Genomic DNA, 25,011 nt, shown 5'->3' on the forward strand with positions numbered 1-25,011 from the left:
TTATGTTTTCAGTAAGAAAGACTTCTTTCTACCATCTTGTCCATCCATTAGTCCAATCTGGTACATCAGCACCTTTACCAGCTCCTGTAGCTGTAGCTTCATTTACAAAGCTAGAACCAGCAGCTCCAGTATAATCAGTTATTTCAAAACCAGTTGCTTTATTAGCAAACTCAATGTTAGTCATTTTCAAATCTCCATTCTCAATTCTAGTACCTGCAGGAGCATCTGTAGACTTCACCTTTACACCTAAATTAACTCCAGAAATATAGAAATTATCAATTGTGAAATTTCCACCACCTTCTTTATAGTATAAAGCTCCTTCTGCTACAGGACCAACTACAGTAATATTCTTTAATGTTGCCGTAGTTACAGGTGTTGCATTACCATTACTTCCATTATTTGACCCCTCAATACCTGCTCTTGCACTTCCTGAAATATACCAGTACTCACCTGTACCAGCCCATCCATCAGCAAAATCAATTGAATCATCTCCTGAATTTGTAGATACTAAATACTTACCATTAACTGTACCTCCAAAAAATTCAATACCATCATCTCCGCCTTCAAAAGACTGAACATACTCTAAGGTAGTTCCTGCTCCTACACCGAATAATGATACTCCATTAAACTCTTTTGAATTACTAAATGAAGCTCCCGTATATTCAACTCTTAAATACTTAATTGACCCTGAGTTATCATTAACATTCGAACCGCCATAAGTTAAACCTGCAACTTCTGAAACTGCATCAGTTCCTTTGTTTGTTGGAGCTTTACCACAAATAACTAATCCACCCCAATCATCAGCTTTAGGTGAAACTGCTCCAGAAGTCATAATAACAGGATTGTTAGCTTCTCCATTAACAAAAATTTGTCCTCCTTGCGCTACTGCGATATAAGCAGAAGTACCTCCAACAGCCTTAATAGTTGTTCCTGCAGGAATAGTTAACTTACCTCCATCTTTAACAACAAATGAACTTGTTAATTGATATTCAACATCTGATTTTAATGTAACATCACCAGTAACTTCACCAGCTAAGTTTTCTTTACTTACTCCACTATTACTTAAACCTCTAGTCCATCCTGCAGCCCAATCAGGTGCAGCAGCTCCATTACCAGCTCCAGTTGTTACACCTTGCTTAATAAAATCATCATTAGCACCTGTATAATCTGTTAATTTAAATCCATCTGCATTTTCTGCAAACTGAACATTTGTCATTTTTAAGTCTCCATTTTGGATTCTTGTATTAGCTGGAGCATCAGTAGATTTTACCTTTACACCTAAGTTAACACCAGAAATATAAAAGTTATCAATTGTAAAGTTTCCTCCACCTTCTTTATAAAACAAAGCTCCTTCTGTTACTGGACCAACGACAGATATGTTTTTTAATGTAGCATTTGTTACAGGAGTAGCATTACCATTACTTCCGTTATTAGACCCTTCTATACCAGCTTTAGCACTTCCTGAAATATACCAGTATTCTCCTGTTCCAGCCCATCCATCTGCAAAATCAATTGAATCATCACCTGAATTAGTAGAAACTAAGTACTTACCATTAACTGTACCTCCAAAAAACTCAATACCATCATCTCCTCCTTCATAAGATTGAACATACTCTATTGTAGTTCCTGAACCAACTCCAAATAAAGAAAGACCGTTAAACTCTTTAGTATTACTAAAAGCCGCTCCTGTATATTCAAGTCTTAAGTAACGAATTGAACCAGAATCGTCATTTGAAACAGTTCCACCATAAGTTAAACCTGCTACTTCAGATATAGAGTTATCTCCCTTATTAGTTGGTGCCTTACCACAAACAACTAATCCTCCCCAATCTTTTTTATCTGGGTTAGTAGCTCCAGAGGTCATTATTACTGGATTACTTTTAGTACCATTTACAAAAATTTTACCTCCTTGCGCTACTGCTATGTATGCAGAAGTTCCTCCTACAGCTTCTATTCTAGTACCAGCAGGGATATTTAAAACACCTCCACTTTTTACTTCATATTTTCCATTAAGCTTGTATGTTACACTAGCATCTAATGTTACTTCAGAAGAAATTTCTCCTGATAAATCAGCATTAGAACAAGGTTTACATGACCCTCCACAGTCAACCCCTGTTTCATCTCCGTTTTGGATACCATCCGAACAAGAACCTGTTGGAATAGGATTATCGTCCCCACACGATACTACGAAAGCCATTGTCATAGCCATCATAACCATTGTAATAATTTGTTTTCTCATCTTAGTATATAATGTTAATCTTTTAAGTTACGGCAAAACAAATACATGAATGTTAATTTACCATTGGTTTAAGTTTAACCTTGCTTTAAAGGATTGTTAATTAAAAGTTATACGATACAGATAGTTTTACATCTACCCCTCTTTTATATGATAATACAGTTATGTTTTGAATATCCTGAAATCTTTCAATAGTTGGGTTTAGTAAGTTTTTAGCAGAAAATCCTAAACTGATATTTTTGTTGATTTGAGATTTTAAAATTAGATCTAATGTTCCAAATCCTTTATCTACCATATTACCTTTTACCTCAGGTCCTACAGCTCCAACAGTACCTAGAGCAAATATTCTATCAGAAAAATAATTAAATACTACTGTTGATTGAATATTCATCCCATTTTTAAAATCTCTTAAATACGTTAAATCCGTATTGATTAATAAATCAGATGCTCCAGCAAAACCATCTTCTTTCTTGCTAAAGTTTACCCCAAAATCATTCTCCATAGATACCTTTTCACTATCTAATTCCTGTTTATGATGCATATAAGCAACATTCAAACCAGCTGATAATTTATTATTTAATGTTTTATCTTCGGTTTCTTCCTCTAAATTAAAAAGTGTCTTTTTTATTTCAGCTTCAGCACCTACTGCATACCCCCAATCACCTGAGTTTACAAAACTAATATCATTTGATGCAGAGTTTATACCAACTTCATTAATTGGATTTTGAATATATTTTCCAAATACTCCTAAAGATATTAACTCATCGTTTTTAGGGAAAAACTCCCATTTTATATCAGCGTTGTAATTATCTGATGAGTACAAATCTTTATTACCTAATGAAGTATTAACTACATCTTCAAATAAAAATGGTGCTCTCTCTTTAAACTGTGGTAATGTATAGGTCTTACTAGCTGCGAACTTTAAATTATGCTTATCGTTAAGAGCATATTTTAACGATAATGAAGGAAGTACTGCAAACTTATCTAATTCACTATTACCTACTAATATTGACGTATTATATTGAATAGATTGTTTTATTTGCTCACCTCTTACACCTACTACTGCAGTAAATGCATCTGAAAATTTATATTCGAAAGTTAAATACCCTGAATTGATTGTTTGATCCCCTCCATACACTTGAGGAAATAATACATTTACCCCTGGTAAACCTAAACCTCCTCTAAATGTTTTTATAGTATATAGCCCTGCATTTAAATTAGTTTGATTGAAATAGCTATCTAAATTATATACATCATTGATAAACGGTTGCGGTATTCCTTGAGTGATAGCAAAATTAAACTGAGTTGCATCAAAATCTATATTTTTAAACCTTCCGCTATATCCTAATTTCAATTTTGCTTTAGGTAAATCTTCTGCATCCTTGGCAAACTTATATGTAACACTAGCATTAGCTGCTATTTCTTCTTCTTGAAGGTCTGAATAAAATCTGTGGTTATCTGAATCATTACTGATCAAGAACATTGATTTAGGACCATTAGGTTTATCATTCTCATGAGGTAATACTGTACTTTGTCTACGATCTGGAACTCTGTTTTTATTAAAGTTATAAGCTCCTCCCCATTCTACTTTAAAAGCATCTCCTAATTTATGAGTACCTAATAATTGGTGTACAAATAATGTATTTCTAATAAAAGTTTGTCTTTGGATTACAGCTCCACCTTCTTGAGCATTATCAAAAGCATCATAAATACCTTGATAATCATCATGAGAATTACTAGAACTATTTACCATTAAACCGTTATACTTAAACTCATGGGCTTTGTATTTTAATCTTAAGTTCCCCATTAAAGTTGTATTCGTATTGTATGAATAAGATTCTCTCCTTAAATCTTTCCTAGCAATACCTGCAACATCAACATTACCTCTCGCAACCCCTTCTTTGTATGTATAATCATTATCAAAAGAACCTACTGCAAAGAAACTTAACCTTGTATTGTCAGTTAAACTAAAAGAATCTCCTCCTTTTACAGCTAACGAAGAATTAACAGGAGTTCCACCTACCTGTCTATCCATACTTGTAGTAAAGTTATAATTGTTTAACGGAAATGCTGGATAATTTGTTTTATAGAAACCAAATTCTCCAGGTCCATCTGCACCATAAAACTTACTTTTCTTGTTAGCTTCAGAATTTAATCCTACCCCAACATTAAAATTAGCAAAACCTTTTCCTTTATAAACTTTAGAAGAAATATTAATATTAGCCCCTCCAAAATCTCCATAATTACCAGCTGCATACGTTTTATCTATTCCAATATATTCAACAATATCAGTAGAGAAAATACTTAAATCTATATTTTTCTTTGATGGATCATCAGAAGGTAAAGGCAACCCATTTAAAGTAGTAACATTATACCTATCACCTAAACCTCTAACAAAAACACTCCCTGAACCTTCTTCTTTAGAAACTCCAGTAGTTTTAGTTACAGCTGTAGCTACATCACTTACCCCTTTTCTAGATAATTCTTGTTTACCTATTTTTGTCTCAATTGAAACTGCTTTTTTCTGTTCTAATAGTAAAGCACTTTCTTTCTCTTTATTTACAGTAGCATTAATCTTTACTTCTTCTAATGCTACTCCTTGATTAGCCCCTAAAAGTTGATTTACAATAACTGTTTCTCCTGCTTTTACAACTACTACTTTCTCTTTCGTTTGATACCCAACAAAACTAAAAACAATAGTTTGATTACCTTCTGGTACATTGATCGTATACTTACCATCAATATCTGTTGTCCCCCCAATAGACGTACCTTTTATAAACACATTTGCAAAAGGTAATGGTTCTCCGTTCATTTCTTTATCGGTAACCGTACCTGATACAGTACCTTTGCTCTGACCGAAAGCCAAATTGCATAAGCTTAAAAAAGCTACAATTAATAATTTTTTCATTCTAACTTTGAATTCTGTTTTTGTATCCGGCAAAATTCAAATTAACTCGTAAAGCTAATGTTAGCTAAAAATTATTGTTGTATTATTAGAATGTTTATCTATTGTTAAGAAAGTTTTCAAATGTTATGTAAGTGTTAAGTAATACTTTTAAAATCTCTTTAAGTAACTCTCCAACAAGATATTTAACTCTTCAACAGGTATAAAACCCACTATCTGCTCATCTATAACATTAGTTTTACTTAGAAAAACCGTTGTCGGATAGGTTAATTTCCCATTTTTAGTAGCTAAAGCTTCTGCTAATTCATGAACACCCGTTTTGTATCCGTTAGTCCTGTACTTAAAGGCTTTACCCTGTATTACAACCTCTTTTTTATCTTCTGCATTTAACAGTACAAAATAGAAGGATTCATTTAATATTTTCGCAATTCTTTTAGAAGTAAACACCTTTTTTTTCATAGCATGACAAAACTTACACCAATCTGTATATACAAATACGAATATTGGTTTGTCATTTTTTTGTTGTAAATTATATGCTTGTTCAAAAGAATAGGTAACAGGGAACACTGCCTCTGTTTGTGAAAACATTGACAGCGTTCCAAAAATTAACCATATTCTTAATAACTTTATCATTAGAAAAGTTTATATCGTAATCCTAAAAACAATCTTACTCCTTGATTTGAAGCATACACATAGGCAGGGTCAAATGTAAGGTTAGGGTTATTAGGATCTAAGTTTTTATCAAAAGGATCAAATGTTCTTAAAATACTATTAGCAGCTGGTGTAAAATTTAATAAGTTTTTTACACCTCCAAAAATTTCTAACCCAGAACTGAAGCTTTTTGTTAATTGTATGTTTTGAATACTATACCATGGAGATTTTGGCGCTCTTGGATCATTATCTCCCAATAAAGGTAAATCCATAGGCGCATATACATTTCCTGTATAATCAATTTTCATACCCCAAGAAGGTATTTTATATGAAACACTCCATGTTCCACTAAAACTTTCTGTTAACAATTGTCTTTGCGTTACTCCATTCTCTGTTGTTGACACATCCATTAAAGTTGCTCCAGCAATAATTGACAGGCCATTTTGCCAAGTAATATCTGTATTTAAAGAAATTCCTTTTGAAACTGCATTCCCTTCTAAATTTCCGTAAATAATTTTACTTGTATCCGATTCATAATCTGGTATTATCTTATTATCAAAATAGGTATAAAAAGCACTAGCATCTATATTTATAATAGTATTATTATTGGTTACTAACTTTTTTACATAATTAATATTTGTATTCCAAGAGGTTTCTGGCTTTAACTGATTTTCAAAAAACACTTCTCTGTTTCCTGTAAGTGCTGCATGATCTTCTGTAAATACATTCGCTACTCTAAATCCATTTCCTATACTTACTCTGAAAACATCTTCATTATTTTCTGAATTCCATTTATAATTTAAACGAGGTGAAAAAATCCCTCCATGCAAACTATTATAATCATACCTTGCCCCTATAAGGAGCTTATTATTTGGAGACAATCGTATTTCGTCCTGTACAAATACACCTGGTAAATGTGTTATAGATGGATTATTATTTATTCCTTGCGCATCAAGTGTAGCAAATGTATTATCGTCATAATAAGTATACCTGTAGGCTAATCCCATTAGCACGTCATGAGCTTCTCCAAAGTTAGTATCCCAAATTAATTGACCAAAACCTATGTATTGATCTGCTTTATAAGAAGTGTCTCCATAAAAAGAATCTTGATTATGACCATTAGCACTAAACTGAATACTCAATTTTTCATCTGTTGGTAATTGATAAGTTCCAAATGTTTCCCATCTACTGGTATATATACTTTCCCCATAAACATCTCTTCCTCCTCTATATTTTGGTTCCCAATTCATTTGACCTCCCCATCTATCTTCATACACATAACGTCCTGCAACGGTAAATACCCTATTATTCTTTCTATTAAAAGTAAGCTTATTAAAAATAGAAATCCTGTCTTGCAATGTTAAATCTGTAAAACCATCCTTATTATTATCTATAGGATTCGAATAATTAAAATAATTTACTCCTAATAAACCTTTTGTTTTTCCTAAACTATATTTAAAACCTACATCTGTATTTACTTCTCCCCAAGAACTTGCGAAAGATTCTGCTGTTAATAAAGGAGCCGATTTTGGCGTTTTTGTAATAATATTTATAATACCTCCAACTGCTTCTGACCCATATAAAGTAGAGGCTGGTCCTTTAACTATTTCTATTCTTTCAATTAAAGCTTGAGGAATACCTGTTAGTCCATATACTGTTGACAAACCACTTACAATTGGCATACCATCTATTAAAACAAAAGTATAAGGGCCTTCTAACCCATTAATATGGATATCTCCAGTATTACAAACACTACAATTAACTTGCGGTCTTACTCCATTTACATTTTGCATTGATTCAAATACTGATGGTGCTGGATTCTTTTTAAAAAAAGTTGGTGAATACACTTCTACTGGAACTGGACTATCTAACTTCTTAACTGGTTTTAGTGTTCCTGAAACTACTATTTCATCTAACTCTGAAGTGTCTTCTTTTAACTGGAAGTTTATTTCTAACTCTCCACCTTTAGACACCTGAATCTTCTTTATTTGATTTTCAAAACCAATAGAAGACACCATTAACTTTTGTTTACCAGCCTTCACGTCTTTGATAGCGTAATATCCATTTTTATTCGTAACACTACCTTGATTAGCTCCTTTAATAAAAATGTTAATCATCTCCATTGGCTCGCCCTTAAAAGTAACTCTTCCTTTAATTGTTGATTGTGAAAAAGATGAGACTTCACAATAAAATACTATCACCAATAGTATGTATTTTTTCATTTTAAGTTATTTTTTAAATCCCGGGCAAATGTAAAATATTTTTTAGACAAACCTAAAAATATATTTAATAAAGTAAAAATTTGTATGTTTGCCAAAGAATTTAAGGGGTTACCATCTATGTTTAGTCAATCTGAAGAAAATTACATTAAAACAATTTATCATATTAGTACTACTTCCAATAAAGGAATAAGCACTAATGCTATTGCTAAGAAGCTAAACACAAAAGCTTCCTCAGTTACAGATATGATTAAAAAACTTTCTGAAAAGAAAGTTGTTGTCTATAAAAAATACCAAGGTGTTAATCTTACAGAATTTGGAAAAAAAACGGCTATTAACATTATTAGAAAACATCGACTTTGGGAAGTTTTCCTAGTAGAGAAATTAAACTTTTCTTGGGATGAAGTTCATGAAGTTGCCGAACAGTTAGAACATATTAAATCTCCTAAATTAATTGATGAACTAGACAAATTTTTAGGCTTCCCTAAAAGTGATCCTCACGGAACTCCTATTCCTGATAAAGACGGCAATATTATAATCCAACAAAAAACACCATTAAACTTACTAGATATTGGTTATGAAGGTAAAATACTTTCCGTAAGAAACTCTTCTGATAACTTTTTGAGGTATCTTAATAAAAAAAACATAGCCATAGGTCAAAACATAAAAGTGATCACCAAAGAACCTTTTGACAAAACTGTTATAATTGACATTAACGGTAAAGAAATCACTTTAATAGATGAAGTAGCTAGTAACTTATTAATAAGCAACTAAAACTAATTAAATTGAAAACACTTAATTTTATAATCACACTATTACTTCTTTCTCTAAATACATTAGGGCAAGAGGATAAAAAAAAGATTGGAAGCATAGCTACCGATAGGCCTGATCAATCAGAATCCACATCAATGCTTCCTAAAAAGTTTTTTCAAGTAGAAACTGGTGGTTTTTACGAATCTGTAAACGATGTTAATAATTACACCTACAATACCACACTTCTTAGATACGGGTTATTAGATAATTTTGAACTAAGAGTTGCTTTTAGCAACACTGAATCTTTTTATCAAAACCAAACTTTATCTAAAGGGTTTTCTCCACTGACTATTGGAGGTAAAGTAAACATAGCTAAAGAAAATAAATCTTTACCTGAAATCACTTTGGTAGGACATTTGAATTTACCCTTTTTAGCTTCCAAAGATTACAAAACTATAAATAGCGCTATTAATTTTAGGTTTGCTTTTTCACATACATTAAACGAAAAATCATCTTTATCCTATAATTTAGGAATGGCATGGAATGGTAATACCCCAGAACCTTCTTACATCTACACACTTTCATACGGTCATAGTATTTCAAGTAAAATTGGATGGTTTTTAGAAGTATATGGAGACCTCCCTGAAAGCAGTATGGCTAGCCATAAATGGGACACTGGGTTTCTTTATTTATTTTCAGACAATCTTCAATTTGATATTTCTGGCGGAACAGGCATAACCAACAACACTCAAGACTTATACCTTAGCGCTGGGCTAAGCTTTAGATTACCTCAATAATAAAAATTTATGAAAAAAATAATCGTACTACTTATTACTATCAGTATTATTAGCTGTAAAAACAACACCAAGAAAGAGAACACTAAATTAAATGTAGTAACTACCACTACAATGATTACCGATCTAGTTAAAAATATTGGTGGTGATAAAATTAACATTCAGGGATTAATGGGAGCTGGCGTTGACCCTCATTTATACAAAGCAAGTGAAGGCGATGTTTCTAAACTTTTTAATGCAGATGTTGTTATCTATAATGGGCTACATCTGGAAGGCAAATTAGAAGAAGTTTTTGAAAAAATGAAACATCTGAACAAACAAACAATTGTTGTTTCAGATATTATAGATAAAAACACTTTAATTTCTTCAGAAAATTTCGCATCGAATTACGACCCTCATATATGGTTTGACATTAAAAACTGGATACAAATCACGCAATACGTTTCAGACAAGTTAATCAGTATTGACCCTAAAAATAAAGAAACCTATAAAAGTAATACAGAAAAATATTTATCTGAATTAAAACAACTAAATACTACTATAACTTCTAAAGTAGCTATACTTCCTGAAGAAAAAAGAATTTTAGTAACTGCTCATGATGCTTTTAATTACTTTGGTAAACAACACCAATTTAATGTTGTTGGATTACAAGGTCTTTCTACTGCCACAGAAGCTGGTGTTAAAGACGTCCAAAAATTAGCAGATTTTATAATTACTAATGATGTTAAAGCTATTTTTATAGAAAGTTCCGTACCTAAACGTACAATTGAAGCTTTGCAAGCAGCCGTAAAAGCAAAAGATAAAATAGTTACTATTGGTGGTACGTTATATTCAGATGCATTAGGAGATAAAAATACTATTGAAGGCACTTACATAGGCATGTACAAACACAATGTAAACACAATAGTTGAAGCTTTAAAATAATTATGGATACTAAATACGCTATAACAGTTGACGACTTAACTGTAGCTTATAACTATAAACCTGTACTATGGGATATTGACCTTGCTATTCCTGAAGGTATCCTAATGGCAATTGTAGGCCCTAACGGCGCAGGAAAATCAACACTAATCAAGTCTATTTTAGGCATTATAAACCCAATAGCTGGAAGTGTTTCTATATACGGAAAGCCCTATGATAAACAACGAAAGTTAGTAGCGTATGTTCCACAAAAAGGAAGTGTAGATTGGGATTTCCCAACCACAGCTTTAGACGTGGTAATGATGGGAACTTATGGTACCTTAGGGTGGATTAAACGACCTGGAAAACTTCAAAAAAAAGCAGCTTTAGAAGCTTTGGAAAAAGTAGGTATGCTTCCTTTCAAAAGCAGACAAATATCACAATTATCAGGTGGGCAACAGCAACGTGTTTTTTTAGCTAGAGCCTTGGTGCAAAATGCATCCATTTATTTTATGGACGAACCTTTTCAAGGAGTTGATGCCACTACTGAAATTGCCATTATTAATATTTTAAAAGAATTAAGAAAAGCTGGAAAAACAGTTATTGTAGTTCATCACGACCTACAAACAGTACCTGAATATTTTGACTGGGTTACCTTTTTAAATGTAAAAAAGATAGCTACTGGTCCTGTAAAAGAAATCTTTAATGATGATAATTTAACAAAAACCTACGGAATAAACTATAAAGTAAGTATCCAACAGTAATGAGCTTTCAAGAATATTTTTCGCTTGTTTTTTCAGATTACACGCTTCGTACCATAACCATAGGCACAGCCATTTTAGGTGCTATTTGCGGTATGCTAGGCAGCTTCGCTGTACTAAGAAAACAAAGTTTGCTTGGAGATGCTATTTCTCATGCTTCTCTCCCAGGTATTGCTATTGCTTTTTTAATTACTGGTACCAAAAACACAAACATCCTTTTATTAGGTGCATTAATTAGTGGATTGATTGGCGCTTTTTGGATTCGAGGTATTATTAAAAATACGCATTTAAAAACCGATACAGCTCTTGGACTTATTCTTTCAGTTTTTTTTGGGTTTGGAATGCTACTACTAACTTTTATACAAAAAATGCCCAATGCTAATCAATCTGGATTAGATAAATTCTTATTTGGTCAAGCAGCAACTTTATTAATAAGTGACATTTGGCTAATGGCTATCGCTACCGGTATAGCTTTATTAATTTTATTTCTTTTCTGGAAAGAACTCAAACTATTACTTTTTGACGCTGACTACGCAAAAACTCTTGGTATAAATACACAATTTTTAGAAGCTCTAATCACTAGTTTTATTGTATTAGCCATTGTATTAGGTTTACAAACCGTAGGTGTAGTTTTAATGAGCGCTATGCTACTTGCTCCTGCTGCTGCTGCTCGACAATGGACTAATAAACTAAGTATCATGGTAATTTTAGCAGGTATTTTTGGTGCTTTTGCTGGCGTTATTGGTACTGGGATTAGCGCTAGTCAAACCAACCTTTCTACAGGTCCTATTATTGTATTAATTGCTGCTCTTATAGTAGTCGTTTCTTTTATATTTTCACCTTCAAGAGGTTTACTATTTAGGCAAATACGATTTTTAAAAAACAGACGTGATTTAAAACTCCATAAAACTCTAGCTTTTATGTTTGATATAGCTAAGGATCACAAAGACAAATCGCATCCGCACACTATTAAAATATTAAACAATTTTCAAGGGTATACTAGAAATACCTTAAAAAAATTAGAAGAACGCAATTACATTAAAATCAATGGAAAAATGTGGTCTATGACTGAAGAAGGATATGATTTTGCAGGTAATTTATACAACCAAAACTTAAACAATGAGTAGTGCACAAATAGAAATACAATTAATAGCTTGCCTTGTTGCCATTGCTTGTGCTATACCAGGCACATTTTTAGTCTTACGAAAAATGGCTTTGATTAGTGATGCTATCAGTCATTCTATTTTACCAGGTTTAGTTATTGGTTTCTTTATCACCCATGACCTTAATTCACCTTTACTTATTTTTTTAGGAGCTTTATCCGGGATTATAACAGTAGTTCTTGTTGAGTACATTCAAAAAACCAAACTAGTAAAAGAAGATACCGCAATAGGACTTGTTTTCCCTGCTTTATTTAGTATTGGCGTTATTTTAATTGCCCAAAACGCAAATGATGTTCACTTAGATGTAGATGCTGTATTATTAGGAGAATTAGCTTTTGCTCCATTTGATAGATTTATAATTAACGATATAGATTTCGGACCTAAATCTATTTGGATTATAGGCACCATATTATTAATTACTTTAGGCTTATTGTTTACTTTTTTTAAAGAATTAAAAATAAGTACTTTTGACACCGGATTAGCTACCGCTTTAGGGTTCTCTCCTATAGTTATTCATTACGGATTAATGAGTGTTGCCTCTATAACTACTGTTGGTGCTTTTGACGCTGTTGGTGCCGTACTTGTCGTTGCATTAATGATAGCTCCTGCCGCTACTGCATATCTTTTAACAGATAACTTAAAAAAAATGCTGCTTTTAGCTTGTCTTTTTGGGGTATTCGCTGCTATTTCTGGCTATTGGCTAGCGCATATTTTAGACGCCTCTATTTCTGGCTCAATGACTACAATGCTAGGATTACTATTTTTGTTAATCTATTTATTTGCTCCCAAAAAAGGCTTACTCTCTAACATATATAAAAACAGACAACAGCAAAAAGAAGTACAACTACTCACCTTTTTATTACATCTAAATAACCATTCAGAAAAACGTGAACGACACATTAATCATTTAAATGAACATATTAACTGGCATAAAGTCAAATCAAAATCTATTGTAGAACTCGCCTTGAAAAACAATATGATTTTAGTAGAAAATCAAATAATTTCTCTCACTCAAAAAGGCAAGTTATTTACTGAAAAAGCAATTGATTACATTATTACAAATGACGACAGCGAAATAGAGTCAATGAAGAATGACTTCTTTTTATTTAGAGGATAATTTCAGTTTATAGCATACTGTAACCCTTTGCCTATTAATAATAGTTGTATTACCTTGCATTAAAATAACCTACAACTCGTGCACACTCCTTCAAGCTTCAAGGTATACAATGCTTCTGCAGGAAGCGGAAAAACATTTACTCTTGTTAAAGAATACATAAAAACATTATTAATTAATGATACACTTGGCAATTGGAATGCTTTTCGTTTTCAAAAAATACTAGCTATAACATTCACCAATAAAGCTGCTGGAGAAATGAAAGAGCGTGTTATAGAAAATCTTCAAGATTTTTCTGAAAACAAAAAAAATGATTTATTTAAAATTATTACTTCTGAAACCTCTATAGACACTAACACATTTCAAGAGCGAAGTAAAAAAATATTAGACGCCATCCTTCAGAATTATGCTGCCTTTTCTATTACAACTATTGATAGTTTTACCCATAAAATTATTAAAAACTTTGCTTTTGACTTAGGGTTATCATTAAATTTTGAAGTAGAAATGGATGCTATTTCCTTATTAAATGAAGCTGTAGATATATTAATTTCAAAAATTGGTACTGATAAAGACATCACTAAACTACTTATTCAATTTTCTTTAGATAAAACTGATGAAGATAAATCCTGGGATATCTCAAGGGAATTAAATGAAATCTCAAGAATTTTATTAAATGAAGAAGACACTAAATACTTCAATCAATTATCTGATAAATCCATACAAGATTTCAATTCCTTAAAAAACAAATTAACTGAGCACAAGAATAATTCCCTTGAAAAAATCAAAAGTATCGGAAACAAAGCATTAGAAATAATTAATAATGAAGGCTTAGAGCATAAAAATTTCACCAGGTCAACCTTTCCTAATTTCTGGAAAGACCTTAGTGAATTTTCTCAAAAATTTGATTTTAAAAAACGAAGTGAAACCATTGAAAAAGCAATTGAAAACAATAATTTCTACACAAAATCTGCTAAACCAGAAATTGTAAATTCAATAGAAAGCATACTTCCATTATTAATTGAGCTATTCAATGAATGTAAAATAGTTTATGGTAAGCTCATACTTTTTAACTTAACATTAAAAAATATTATTCCTTTAGCCGTATTAAATAATGTTAACACCGAACTAAACACTATTAAAGAGGAAAATAACATTAGGTTAAATGCCGAATTCAATCAATTAATTGCCAACAATATTAAAGACCAACCTACACCATTTATTTATGAACGAATTGGCCAGCGTTTTATGCATTATTTCATTGATGAAATGCAAGACACCTCTGTATTACAATGGAAAAATCTAATTCCCTTAATCGACAATGCTTTAGCACAAGAAAATAGTAATTTACTTTTAGTAGGCGATGGAAAGCAAGCTATTTATAGATGGCGAGGAGGAAAAGCCGAACAATTTATCAAATTAGGAGCCTCTGATGAAAGTTCAGAAAATCCATTTCAAATTGTTAAAGAAACCAATACACTAGAAACTAATTACAGAAGTTACAGTGAAATTATTAATTTTAATAATTCTTTTTTCCAACACACCGCCAACTTTCTACAAAACTCAAAATATCAACAATTATTTATTGAAGGTAATAAACAACTTACAAACTCTAAAACTGGAGGCTATGTTTCAATTTCCTTTTTAGACAAACTTCAAGAGAAAGAAGAAAATCAAATTAAATACCCTAAAAAAGTTTTTGAAACAATTCAAAAATTACAATCTGATTACTCCTTAGATGAAATATGTGTTTTAGTTCGTAAAAAAGCAGATGGTATTGCAATTGCTGATTACCTTTCTAAACATGAAATCCCAATTGTTTCTTCTGAAACTTTACTTTTAAAAAACAACAGTAAGGTCAATTTAATTGTTAACATTCTTCAAATCATACAAAATCCTTCAGATAAAGAAACATTATTGAATATTTTATACTTCTTACATGACCATTTAAACATTAAAGAAGATTTACATTCATTCATAGAAAAACATATTAAAGAACCTAATGATAGGTTATTTGAATTATTATCTAGCTACAACATAAACTTTGATTTTTCAAATTTTCAGCAACTTCCTTTTTATGAAAAAACAGAAGAAATTATTCGTAGTTTTCACATTACAAATACATCTAATGCTTATATACAATTTTTCTTAGATACTATTTTAGAACAACAAAGAAAAGGTATTGACATTCCTTCATTTTTAGATTTTTGGGAACGTAAAAAAGAGAATTTAAGTATTATAGCTCCCGAAAGCAATAATGCTGTCCAAATAATGACTATTCACAAATCTAAAGGTTTGGAATTTCCCGTTGTTATCTTTCCTTGTGAATTAGACATATACCAACAAATAAACCCTAAAATATGGATAGACAATTTACCCTCAGATTTTCAAAGGTTCAACCATCTTCTTATACCTTTTAATAAAGACTTAAGCTACATAAGTGATGAAGGACGAAAAATTTATGAGACCCAAAGAGAAGAGTTAGAACTTGACAACTTTAACCTTTTATATGTAGCTTTAACAAGACCAGTAGAGCAGCTATATATAATTACTGAAAACAAAATCACTAAATCAGGTGAAAACACAAATTATTACTCTGGAATTTTCATCAATTACCTTAAGAAAATAAGTCTTTGGGAAAACGAAAAGTTAACATATGATTTTGGTAGTCCAATTAGAATTAGCAAACGTGAAATAAAAGAAAACAACACTACTACTCAAAACAAATTCATTTCTTCTCCATGGAAAGATCATAATATCCATATGTTGGCTAGCGCATCAAAACTTTGGGACACTAAACAAAAAGAAGCTATTAATTATGGTAATTTAATCCATGAAATGCTTTCTAAAATTTACACAAAAAAAGATATCACTCCTATTATTAACGAATACATCAATCAAGGAGTTATTCCTAAAGAAATGGCTAATGAAATACAAAAAAACATCACTAATATTGTTACACATTCTCAATTATCTAAATTATTTTCTGAAAAAGCCATTATATATAATGAAAGAGAAATTGTTACAAAAGATAACCAGATTATTATACCAGACAGACTTATCTTTATAAATGATACACTTACTATTATTGACTATAAAACAGGTACTCCGCAAAAAAAACATCAACAACAATTATTAAAATACGCACTTGTTTTAGAAAGTATGCAATTATCTGTACACAAAAAGCTATTAGTTTATATAGACTCAGAAATTTTAATAGAAGAAGTATAACGTACTAGGGCTAAAATTGTAACTTTACGATTTTTTAAACAATTTTCAGATGTACGGAAATATCAAAGAACACTTACAAAAAGAAATCCAAAATATTAAGGATGCTGGTTTATACAAATCCGAACGTATTATTACTTCCTCTCAAGATGCAGTAATTAAAATATCTACAGGAGAAGAAGTTATTAATTTTTGCGCAAATAACTACTTAGGTTTATCAAACAATCCTGAAGTTATTCAAGCAGCAAAAGACGTAATGGATACCCATGGTTTTGGTATGTCTTCTGTACGTTTTATCTGTGGAACACAAGATATACATAAGCAATTAGAACAAAAAATTGCTGAATTTTACCAATCAGAAGACACCATATTATACGCAGCAGCATTTGATGCTAATGGTGGAGTTTTTGAACCTTTACTAACTAAAGAAGATGCTATTATTTCAGACAGCTTAAATCATGCTTCAATTATAGACGGAGTACGTTTATGTAAAGCTGCTAGATATAGATACAACAATAATGATATGGTTTCTCTTGAAGAGCAACTTATAGAAGCTAGTAAACAAAACCATAGATTTAAAATAATTGTTACTGATGGAGTTTTCTCTATGGATGGTATTGTGGCTAAACTTGATGAAATTTGCGATTTAGCCGATAAATATGATGCATTAGTAATGGTAGATGAATGTCATGCCGCTGGCTTTATTGGAACCACTGGTAGAGGAACTTTAGAATTGAAAAATGTATTAAACAGAGTAGACATAGTTACTGGTACTTTAGGAAAAGCTTTAGGAGGTGCTATGGGAGGCTATACAACTGGTAAAAAAGAAATTATTGAAATTTTACGCCAACGTTCACGTCCATATTTATTTTCAAACTCACTTGCACCAGCAATAGTTGGCGCCTCATTAAAAGTATTTGACATCCTTTCAAATGATACCAGTTTGCGTGACAAACTAGAACAAAACACTTTATACTTTAGAACCGAAATGGAGAAAGCAGGTTTTGATTTGGTTGGCGCCGATGCTGCTATTGTACCAGTTATGCTGTATGATGCAAAACTATCTCAGCTAATGGCAGAAAAACTGTTAGATGAAGGTATTTATGTTATTGGCTTCTTTTATCCGGTAGTTCCAAAAGAACAAGCTAGGATAAGAGTACAGCTTTCAGCAGCACATGAAAAAGAGCACTTAGACAAGGCTATAAACGCATTTAAAAAGGTTGGAAAAGAACTAAACGTAATCTAAAGATATTCATTCAAAAACTTGCTTTTCTTGTAAGTTTTTGTAGATTTGTTTTTGTAAATAAGTTTTAACAACTTACATTTGCGTTATATATAAACGAACTTTTAATTTAAATTTTTAATAATGAAACAATTAAAATTAGCTGTGATGGCTTTATTTACGTTCGCTTCAGTAGCAACGGTAAGCGCACAGGATTCAGACAATCCATGGGTAGTTGGATTCGGAGTTAACGCGGTTGACTTTAGAATACCAGAAAAATTTGGAGACTACGCTAAGGATTACATCGGTACTAGTGACTGGAACATCCTACCTTCAGTATCTAGAATTACTGTTGACAGATACTTAAACGATGGATTTTCTTTACAATTAGCAGGTTCTTTAAACAAAATCGAGACATTCAGAACTGAAGACGATATGGATGAGCTTTACTGGGCTATCGATGCAAACGTAAAGTATGACCTAAACAGTTTATTCGGTAACACTGGTTGGTTCGATCCTTATGTATACTTAGGGGGTGGTTACGCTAACTTAGGTGAAAATGGAGAAGGAACTTTAAACGCAGGTGTAGGTTTCAACACTTGGTTCAACGATAACTTAGGTTTAAACTTCCAAACTGGTGGAAAGAAAGAATTTGCTGATAAAGTTCAAGATCACTTCCAACACTCTATTGGTTTAGTATTTAAATTCGGAGGAAAAGATACTGACGGAGATGGTGTTTATGACAAAGATGATGCTTGTCCAGAAGTTCCTGGTTTAAAGGAATTCAACGGATGTCCTGATGCTGATGGTGACGGTATTAAAGATTCTGATGACGCTTGTCCAGAAGTTGCTGGTTTAGCCGCATTAAACGGTTGTCCTGATGCTGATGGTGACGGTATCGCTGATAAAGATGATGCTTGTCCAAATAAAGCTGGAACTAAAGCAATGAACGGATGTCCTGATGCTGATGGTGACGGTGTTGCTGACAACAAGGATAACTGTCCACAAAAAGCAGGTCCTGCTGCAAACAACGGATGCCCTTGGCCTGATACTGACGGTGACGGTGTATTAGACAAAGATGACAAGTGTCCTAAAGTAAAAGGTTTAGCTTCTAACAATGGATGTCCAAAAGTTGAAGTTATCACTAAGGAAGCTGAAAAGAAATTAAACGATTTCGCTAGAGCTATCTACTTTAACTCTGGTAGAACTTCTTTCAGACCTGGTGTAACTGGTAAATTAGACTTAATCGCTGCGATCATGAAGGAATACCCTAAAGCTAACTTTAGTATTCAAGGTCACACTGATAGTCAAGGTAAAGCTTCTTCTAACTTAAGATTATCTGAAAGAAGAGCGAAAGCTGTTTTAGATTACTTAGTAGGTAAAGCTGGAGTTCCAGGAAGTAGATTAACTTCTGCTGGATTCGGTGAAGATTACCCAATTGCTGATAACAAAACTAGAGCTGGTAGAGCTCAAAACAGACGTGTTGAGATCAAATTAGTAAAATAATTAAATCAACATAAATAACATTAAAGCCTCACTTAAAGTGAGGCTTTTTTTATATATAAAAAACATCCTCAAAGACTTTCAAGTTTGCTATTAAAAATTTACCTTTGCACCTTGAAAAATTGAGTTAATACTCACTTAACAAAATAAATAACTTTAATTACATATAGTAATGTCTACAATAACAGGTAAAGTTTCTCAAATTATTGGTCCAGTTATCGATGTTGAGTTTAATACAGAAAATACTGAATTACCAAAGATTTACGATTCATTAGAAATTAAAAAAACTGATGGCTCTACTTTAGTTTTAGAAGTTCAACAACACATTGGAGAAGATACAGTTCGTACTATTTCTATGGATGCAACTGATGGTTTACAAAGAGGGCAAGAAGTACTTGCTACTGGTAATCCTATTCAAATGCCAATTGGTAATGATATTTATGGACGTCTATTTAATGTAACTGGTGAGGCTATTGATGGTTTAGGTGATTTACCTAAAACAGGTAAAGATGGTTTACCTATTCACCGTAAAGCTCCAAAATTTGAAGAATTATCTACCTCTACCGAGGTATTATTTACTGGAATTAAAGTAATCGACTTAATTGAGCCTTATGCAAAAGGTGGTAAAATTGGGTTATTTGGTGGTGCTGGTGTTGGTAAAACCGTATTAATTCAAGAATTAATTAACAATATCGCTAAAGGTCACGGTGGTTTATCTGTATTTGCAGGTGTAGGTGAAAGAACTCGTGAAGGAAATGATTTATTAAGAGAGATGTTAGAATCTGGCATTATTAAATATGGTGATGACTTCATGCACTCTATGGAAGAAGGTGGATGGGATTTATCTAAGGTTGATAAAGCTGACATGAGAGGTTCTAAAGCTACCTTCGTATTCGGACAGATGAATGAGCCACCTGGAGCACGTGCTCGTGTTGCTTTATCTGGATTAACAATAGCTGAGTACTTCCGTGATGGTGCTGGTGAAGCTCAAGGTAAAGATGTATTATTTTTCGTTGATAATATTTTCCGTTTTACTCAAGCTGGTTCTGAGGTATCTGCTTTATTAGGTCGTATGCCATCGGCAGTAGGTTACCAACCTACATTAGCTACTGAAATGGGAGCTATGCAAGAGCGTATTACATCAACTAAAAAAGGATCTATTACTTCTGTACAAGCCGTTTATGTACCTGCTGATGATTTAACTGACCCTGCTCCAGCAACTACATTTGCTCACTTAGATGCAACAACAGTATTATCTCGTAAAATTGCTGAATTAGGTATTTATCCTGCAGTTGATCCTTTAGATTCTACATCAAGAATTTTAACTCCTGAAATCTTAGGAGATGAACACTATGGTTGTGCACAAAAAGTTAAAGAGTTATTACAACGATATAAAGAATTACAAGATATTATTGCCATCTTAGGTATGGAGGAATTATCTGAAGAAGATAAGTTGGTTGTACATAGAGCTCGTCGTGTTCAACGTTTCTTATCTCAACCATTCCACGTAGCTGAACAATTTACTGGTATTCCAGGAGTATTAGTTGATATTAAAGACACTATCAAAGGATTTAATATGATTATGGATGGTGAATTAGATAAATACCCTGAAGCTGCATTTAACTTAAAAGGATCTATTCAAGAAGCTATAGATGCTGGTGAAAAAATGTTAGCTGAAGCGTAAAACTGTTTTTAAGTTTTAAGTTTCAAAAACTAAAACTAAAAACTAAAAACTATTAAAATTATGTTTTTAGAAATTGTAACACCTGAAGCTATTTTATTTTCATCAGAAGTAGATTCAGTAACTGTACCAGGTATTGACGGTGAGTTTCAAATGTTAAATAATCACGCTCCTATTGTATCTATTTTAAACAAAGGAAGTGTTAAAATTCATGTTCATAGTCAAGAAAACTTAGCTTTTGATGACTTACATGCTAACTTGGTTAAGCTACCTACAGATGACAAGGTAATTACCTTAGATATCAAATCAGGTACTATAGAAATGAAAGACAATAAAGTTATTATTCTAGCTGATTAATCACTTTCAAATAAATAAAAAGCCAAACCTTAACACAGTTTGGCTTTTTTTATATATAAATACTATTCAAATTAATTACCTTTGTATTATATGAGTACTTTATTTTTTTTATTTATTGGAGGTCCTGAAATTATAGTTATACTATTAATTGTTGTTATGTTTTTTGGTGCAGATAAACTACCTGAAATAGCAAGAGGTTTAGGAAAAGGTATGCGACAAATAAAGGACGCAACCAATGATATTAAAAAAGAAATAAATGATAGCGCCCAAAATCATGGTATAGACACAGATATTGTTAAAGATATAAACAATGAAGTGAATCAAGTTAAAGATAATATAGATGATTTAACAGGCCCTATTAAGCGTAATATGTAAATTAAAGAACTATTAAACACTTATTTTATTTAACCCTACTTATAGTTAATCCATCTCTAATAGGCAACAATACAGTTTCTAAACGCTTATCTTCTTTTAATAATTTATTATAAGCTAATAATGTTTTTGTATCTATATCTTTATGATTTAGAACCTCAGTAACTTTACCGCTCCACAAGACATTATCAGACAAAATAACCCCGCCTGAATTCATTTTATTAATAATCAATTCAAAATAATTAATATAATTAGACTTATCAGCATCAATAAAAACTAAATCAAACTTTTCATCAATTGTGGGTATAATATCTAAAGCATTTCCTACAAACTGCTTTATTTGATTTTTATATGGAGACTTTTGAAAGTACTTATGTTGTAGCTCTTCTAGCTCTTCATTTTTATCAATAGTATAAAGCACTCCATCTTCTTTCATTCCTTCAGCTAAGCATAAAGCAGAATACCCTGTATAAGTACCTATTTCAAGAATTTTAAAGGGTCTAATCAAAGTAGAAATCATTGCTAAAACTCTCCCTTGATACCCTCCACTTAACATTCTTGGATTCAGTACTTTTTGCCAAGTTTCTTTACTTAACTCTTGTAATAATTTTGGTTCATCTTCAGAATGATCAATTGCATATTTATCTATTAATTCTGGTAAAAAGTTCATTTTTAAATGTTTTATACAAAAATAAAAAAACGGAATCTATCTTTACGATAAACCCCGTTTCAATCTAACAAAAAATCAAAAATCGGTTTTTTATAAAAAAAACCTAAAAAAATTAACTTATTTCCTTTATCTTTTGTTTTAATGCTATTTTATCAGCATCAGATAAAGTAAATTTTTTAGCTCTACATTCATTAGCTTTCCCTTTATAAACATTAGTTAAAAGGTTATTTTGCTTAGAATAAAGTCTACATATTTTACATGTTAAAATATGTAAATTCAGTTTTATTTTTTCTAATAAAGAAGCTTCTCCATACTGTGCTTTATCACAAATGGTTGTTGCCTCATCACAAGTTATTTTAAACTTTTTAAACATAATTTACTTATTAAACCAGTTCTTTTCCATACAGTTTCTCAATTGAGTTCTCGCTCTATGAATAATTACCCATAAGTTTGACGGTGTAATATCTAACTCCTTACAAATTTCCTCTGTTTCAAACTCCTGAATCGTTTTCATTCTAAAAACCATGGCATATTTTTCAGGTAGTTTATCAATACACTGATCTATTTGGCTCTTTAACTCATTATTTTCTATAGAGTGCTCCGCTTCATTTTTCCATGATTGCGGAACTCTTTCTTCAATCCAATTCCCTTCATTATCTCCACTATCATAAAAGCTCATTCTAACCTCAGCTTGACCTTTTTTTGAATTGATTTTTCTATAATAATCAATTACTTTTCTTTTTAAAATTGAAACAAGCCAAGTTCTTTCAGTAGATTTCCCTTCAAAATTTTTGGCAGATTTCAATCCAGCAAAGAAAGTTTCTTGTACTAAATCTTTAGCTATAGCTTCATTATTTACACGAGCTACTGCATAGTTATACAAATAATCAGCATAATCATCAACCCATTTATCGGGGGATAAAGTATTTGTGTTCGTATTCGGGTTCATCACGCCAAATATACATTAATTTTTAATTAAAGGAATGCAACCTGTAAGCTTTTCAAATATTATTTCTCTATAAATCATAGCTTTTAGTTATTCTATTTTTCCTCTTTTAGATACTTGACAATTATTGCGTCTTCTCATATCAACTAAATATATAATTTCCCATTGTCCATTATTATTATATAGTTGAAATGAGTTTGCTCCACAGTGACTAAAATTACCATTATAATAAAACTCATATGGTGTCCAAACAGAAGCTAAATTCCCATCAATTTTTATTGTATATGACAGTAGTTTTTCAAAGTAAGTATCAGTTACTTTTTTACTAGCAATAGTATTTAACAACTTACTCCTCGTTTCAGTTTTAAGAATCTTCTTCCCTTTTTTATTAGTAAAAGTAGTTTGTATTTTAATAGTATTATGTAAGGTACTACTTACTAATGTACTATCTCCTTTATGCAACCCTTCAAAAAAAGTTGAAATCGTATTTTTAATAGCCTTTTCTTCTGAAGATGATTGAGCGTGCATCACTAAAGAAATTATAAAAACTAACAAAGTGGTAATTACTTTTTGCATACTAAATTATCTTTGAAGGTCTAAAACTATTAAAAAATAATGGCAATAAAATATAATTAACATAAGATTAACTCGATAAATATCTTTTGAAAATTCCTATTTTTACCACAATTAAAAACTACACAATGTCAACAGCAAAAAAACAATACAAAAGAGTTACCGTTAAATCACTAGTAGAAATGAAAGCCAATGGTGAAAAAATCTCTATGTTAACTGCCTATGATTATACTATGGCAAAAATTGTTGATGGTGCGGGAATAGATGTTATTTTGGTTGGTGATTCTGCTTCAAATGTTATGGCTGGACATGAAACTACCTTACCTATTACTTTAGATCAGATGATTTATCATGCTAGCTCAGTTATACGTGCTATTGATAGATGTTTAGTTGTTGTTGATTTACCTTTTGGAACTTATCAAGGAAACTCAAAAAATGCTTTAGAGTCTGCGATTAGAATTATGAAAGAATCAGGAGGTCATGCGGTAAAGCTTGAGGGAGGAAGTGAAATAGCCGAATCTATTTCTAGAATTTTAACCGCTGGAATTCCTGTTATGGGACATCTAGGATTAACACCTCAGTCAATTTATAAATTTGGAACCTATACTGTTAGAGCCAAAGAAGAAGAAGAAGCTAAAAAATTAAAAGAAGATGCTAAACTCTTAGAGCAATTAGGTTGTTTTGCACTAGTCTTAGAAAAAGTTCCTGCTAAATTGGCACAAGAAGTTGCTGAAGAATTGAGCATTCCTGTTATAGGTATTGGTGCTGGTAGTGGTGTTGACGGACAAGTTTTAGTGACTCATGATATGATTGGTATGACGCATGAATTTAGCCCTCGCTTTTTAAGAAGATACTTAGATTTATATTCAGAAATGACTAAAGCTTTTCAAAGCTATATCTCTGATGTAAAATCTCAGGATTTCCCTAATGAAAAAGAGCAGTATTAAGTCTACATAATTACAATAT

General features: G+C 31.7%; 21 protein-coding genes. 13 read left to right on the forward strand and 8 right to left on the reverse strand.

Annotated elements, in window-relative coordinates; genetic code table 11:
- Positions 1 to 28: 28 nt before the first annotated feature.
- From ABNT65_RS12360 to ABNT65_RS12375, 4 genes are all read right to left on the reverse strand, one after another.
- Positions 29 to 2,239 (reverse strand): hypothetical protein, encoded by a 2,211-nt coding sequence (locus ABNT65_RS12360; protein ID WP_348745959.1) that lies wholly within the window; start codon positions 2,237 to 2,239, stop codon positions 29 to 31.
- Positions 2,240 to 2,339: 100 nt separating this feature from the next.
- On the reverse strand, positions 2,340 to 5,144 hold the full coding sequence (locus tag ABNT65_RS12365) for a TonB-dependent receptor (protein ID WP_348745960.1): 2,805 nt from the start codon (positions 5,142 to 5,144) through the stop codon (positions 2,340 to 2,342).
- A gap of 147 nt (positions 5,145 to 5,291) precedes the next feature.
- Entirely contained in the window at positions 5,292 to 5,774 is a 483-nt protein-coding gene (locus tag ABNT65_RS12370; RefSeq protein ID WP_348745961.1) for a thioredoxin family protein, read from the reverse strand.
- Positions 5,774 to 8,014 carry a TonB-dependent receptor gene (locus tag ABNT65_RS12375; RefSeq protein ID WP_348745962.1) on the reverse strand — a complete coding sequence of 747 codons (2,241 nt, stop codon included), beginning with the start codon at positions 8,012 to 8,014 and terminating at the stop codon, positions 5,774 to 5,776. Before ABNT65_RS12375 ends, ABNT65_RS12370 begins: the two co-directional genes overlap by 1 nt.
- A 117-nt stretch (positions 8,015 to 8,131) precedes the next feature.
- Here ABNT65_RS12375 and ABNT65_RS12380 point away from each other — a divergent pair, with 117 nt between their 5' ends.
- From ABNT65_RS12380 to ABNT65_RS12435, 12 genes are all read left to right on the forward strand, one after another.
- A complete protein-coding gene (locus ABNT65_RS12380) occupies positions 8,132 to 8,785 on the forward strand; it encodes a metal-dependent transcriptional regulator (RefSeq protein ID WP_348703829.1) in 654 nt (217 codons plus the stop codon).
- An 11-nt stretch (positions 8,786 to 8,796) separates the two neighbouring features.
- Positions 8,797 to 9,561 (forward strand): transporter, encoded by a 765-nt coding sequence (locus ABNT65_RS12385; RefSeq protein WP_348737625.1) that lies wholly within the window; start codon positions 8,797 to 8,799, stop codon positions 9,559 to 9,561.
- A gap of 9 nt (positions 9,562 to 9,570) precedes the next feature.
- Positions 9,571 to 10,482, forward strand: a complete 912-nt coding sequence (locus tag ABNT65_RS12390; protein WP_348703766.1) for a metal ABC transporter solute-binding protein, Zn/Mn family — start codon at positions 9,571 to 9,573, stop codon at positions 10,480 to 10,482.
- Positions 10,483 to 10,484: 2 nt separating this feature from the next.
- Positions 10,485 to 11,222: a metal ABC transporter ATP-binding protein gene (locus ABNT65_RS12395; RefSeq protein ID WP_348703764.1), complete on the forward strand. Its 738-nt coding sequence runs from the start codon at positions 10,485 to 10,487 to the stop codon at positions 11,220 to 11,222.
- Positions 11,222 to 12,346: a metal ABC transporter permease gene (locus ABNT65_RS12400; RefSeq protein WP_348703762.1), complete on the forward strand. Its 1,125-nt coding sequence runs from the start codon at positions 11,222 to 11,224 to the stop codon at positions 12,344 to 12,346. The genes ABNT65_RS12395 and ABNT65_RS12400 overlap by 1 nt, the downstream gene beginning before the upstream one ends.
- The gene (locus ABNT65_RS12405) at positions 12,339 to 13,499 is read left to right on the forward strand and encodes a metal ABC transporter permease (protein WP_348703760.1); all 1,161 of its coding nucleotides are present in this window, start codon (positions 12,339 to 12,341) and stop codon (positions 13,497 to 13,499) included. The genes ABNT65_RS12400 and ABNT65_RS12405 overlap by 8 nt, the downstream gene beginning before the upstream one ends.
- Positions 13,500 to 13,577: 78 nt before the next feature.
- A complete protein-coding gene (locus tag ABNT65_RS12410; protein WP_348745963.1) occupies positions 13,578 to 16,724 on the forward strand; it encodes a UvrD-helicase domain-containing protein in 3,147 nt (1,048 codons plus the stop codon).
- 49 nt (positions 16,725 to 16,773) lie between these two features.
- The gene (gene kbl / locus ABNT65_RS12415; RefSeq protein ID WP_348745964.1) at positions 16,774 to 17,967 is read left to right on the forward strand and encodes a glycine C-acetyltransferase; all 1,194 of its coding nucleotides are present in this window, start codon (positions 16,774 to 16,776) and stop codon (positions 17,965 to 17,967) included.
- Positions 17,968 to 18,087: 120 nt separating this feature from the next.
- The gene (locus ABNT65_RS12420; RefSeq protein ID WP_348703756.1) at positions 18,088 to 19,449 is read left to right on the forward strand and encodes an OmpA family protein; all 1,362 of its coding nucleotides are present in this window, start codon (positions 18,088 to 18,090) and stop codon (positions 19,447 to 19,449) included.
- Between the two features lie 169 nt (positions 19,450 to 19,618).
- Positions 19,619 to 21,130: a F0F1 ATP synthase subunit beta gene (gene atpD, locus ABNT65_RS12425; protein WP_348703754.1), complete on the forward strand. Its 1,512-nt coding sequence runs from the start codon at positions 19,619 to 19,621 to the stop codon at positions 21,128 to 21,130.
- Positions 21,131 to 21,190: 60 nt separating this feature from the next.
- Positions 21,191 to 21,484, forward strand: coding sequence for a F0F1 ATP synthase subunit epsilon (locus ABNT65_RS12430; RefSeq protein WP_348737621.1), 294 nt, complete (start codon positions 21,191 to 21,193; stop codon positions 21,482 to 21,484).
- A 90-nt stretch (positions 21,485 to 21,574) separates the two neighbouring features.
- Complete coding sequence (locus ABNT65_RS12435) at positions 21,575 to 21,859, forward strand: twin-arginine translocase TatA/TatE family subunit (RefSeq protein WP_348703749.1); 285 nt, start codon at positions 21,575 to 21,577, stop codon at positions 21,857 to 21,859.
- A 25-nt stretch (positions 21,860 to 21,884) separates the two neighbouring features.
- Here ABNT65_RS12435 and ABNT65_RS12440 read toward each other — a convergent pair whose 3' ends face one another.
- The 4 genes from ABNT65_RS12440 to ABNT65_RS12455 all read right to left on the reverse strand — a co-directional run bounded on the left by ABNT65_RS12440 (position 21,885) and on the right by ABNT65_RS12455 (position 24,048).
- Positions 21,885 to 22,526, reverse strand: coding sequence for an O-methyltransferase (locus ABNT65_RS12440; protein ID WP_348703748.1), 642 nt, complete (start codon positions 22,524 to 22,526; stop codon positions 21,885 to 21,887).
- Positions 22,527 to 22,638: 112 nt separating this feature from the next.
- Positions 22,639 to 22,899, reverse strand: a complete 261-nt coding sequence (locus ABNT65_RS12445) for a hypothetical protein (RefSeq protein WP_348703746.1) — start codon at positions 22,897 to 22,899, stop codon at positions 22,639 to 22,641.
- Positions 22,900 to 22,902: 3 nt separating this feature from the next.
- Positions 22,903 to 23,475: a sigma-70 family RNA polymerase sigma factor gene (locus ABNT65_RS12450; RefSeq protein ID WP_348703744.1), complete on the reverse strand. Its 573-nt coding sequence runs from the start codon at positions 23,473 to 23,475 to the stop codon at positions 22,903 to 22,905.
- 87 nt (positions 23,476 to 23,562) lie between these two features.
- Positions 23,563 to 24,048, reverse strand: coding sequence for a nuclear transport factor 2 family protein (locus ABNT65_RS12455; RefSeq protein ID WP_348737617.1), 486 nt, complete (start codon positions 24,046 to 24,048; stop codon positions 23,563 to 23,565).
- 125 nt (positions 24,049 to 24,173) lie between these two features.
- Between ABNT65_RS12455 and panB the strand changes: the two genes are divergently transcribed.
- Positions 24,174 to 24,992, forward strand: a complete 819-nt coding sequence (gene panB, locus ABNT65_RS12460; protein ID WP_348737615.1) for a 3-methyl-2-oxobutanoate hydroxymethyltransferase — start codon at positions 24,174 to 24,176, stop codon at positions 24,990 to 24,992.
- Positions 24,993 to 25,011 lie beyond the last annotated feature (19 nt).

It is taken from the genome of Tenacibaculum sp. 190524A02b (assembly GCF_964036645.1).
Classification (GTDB): domain Bacteria; phylum Bacteroidota; class Bacteroidia; order Flavobacteriales; family Flavobacteriaceae; genus Polaribacter; species Polaribacter vairaonense.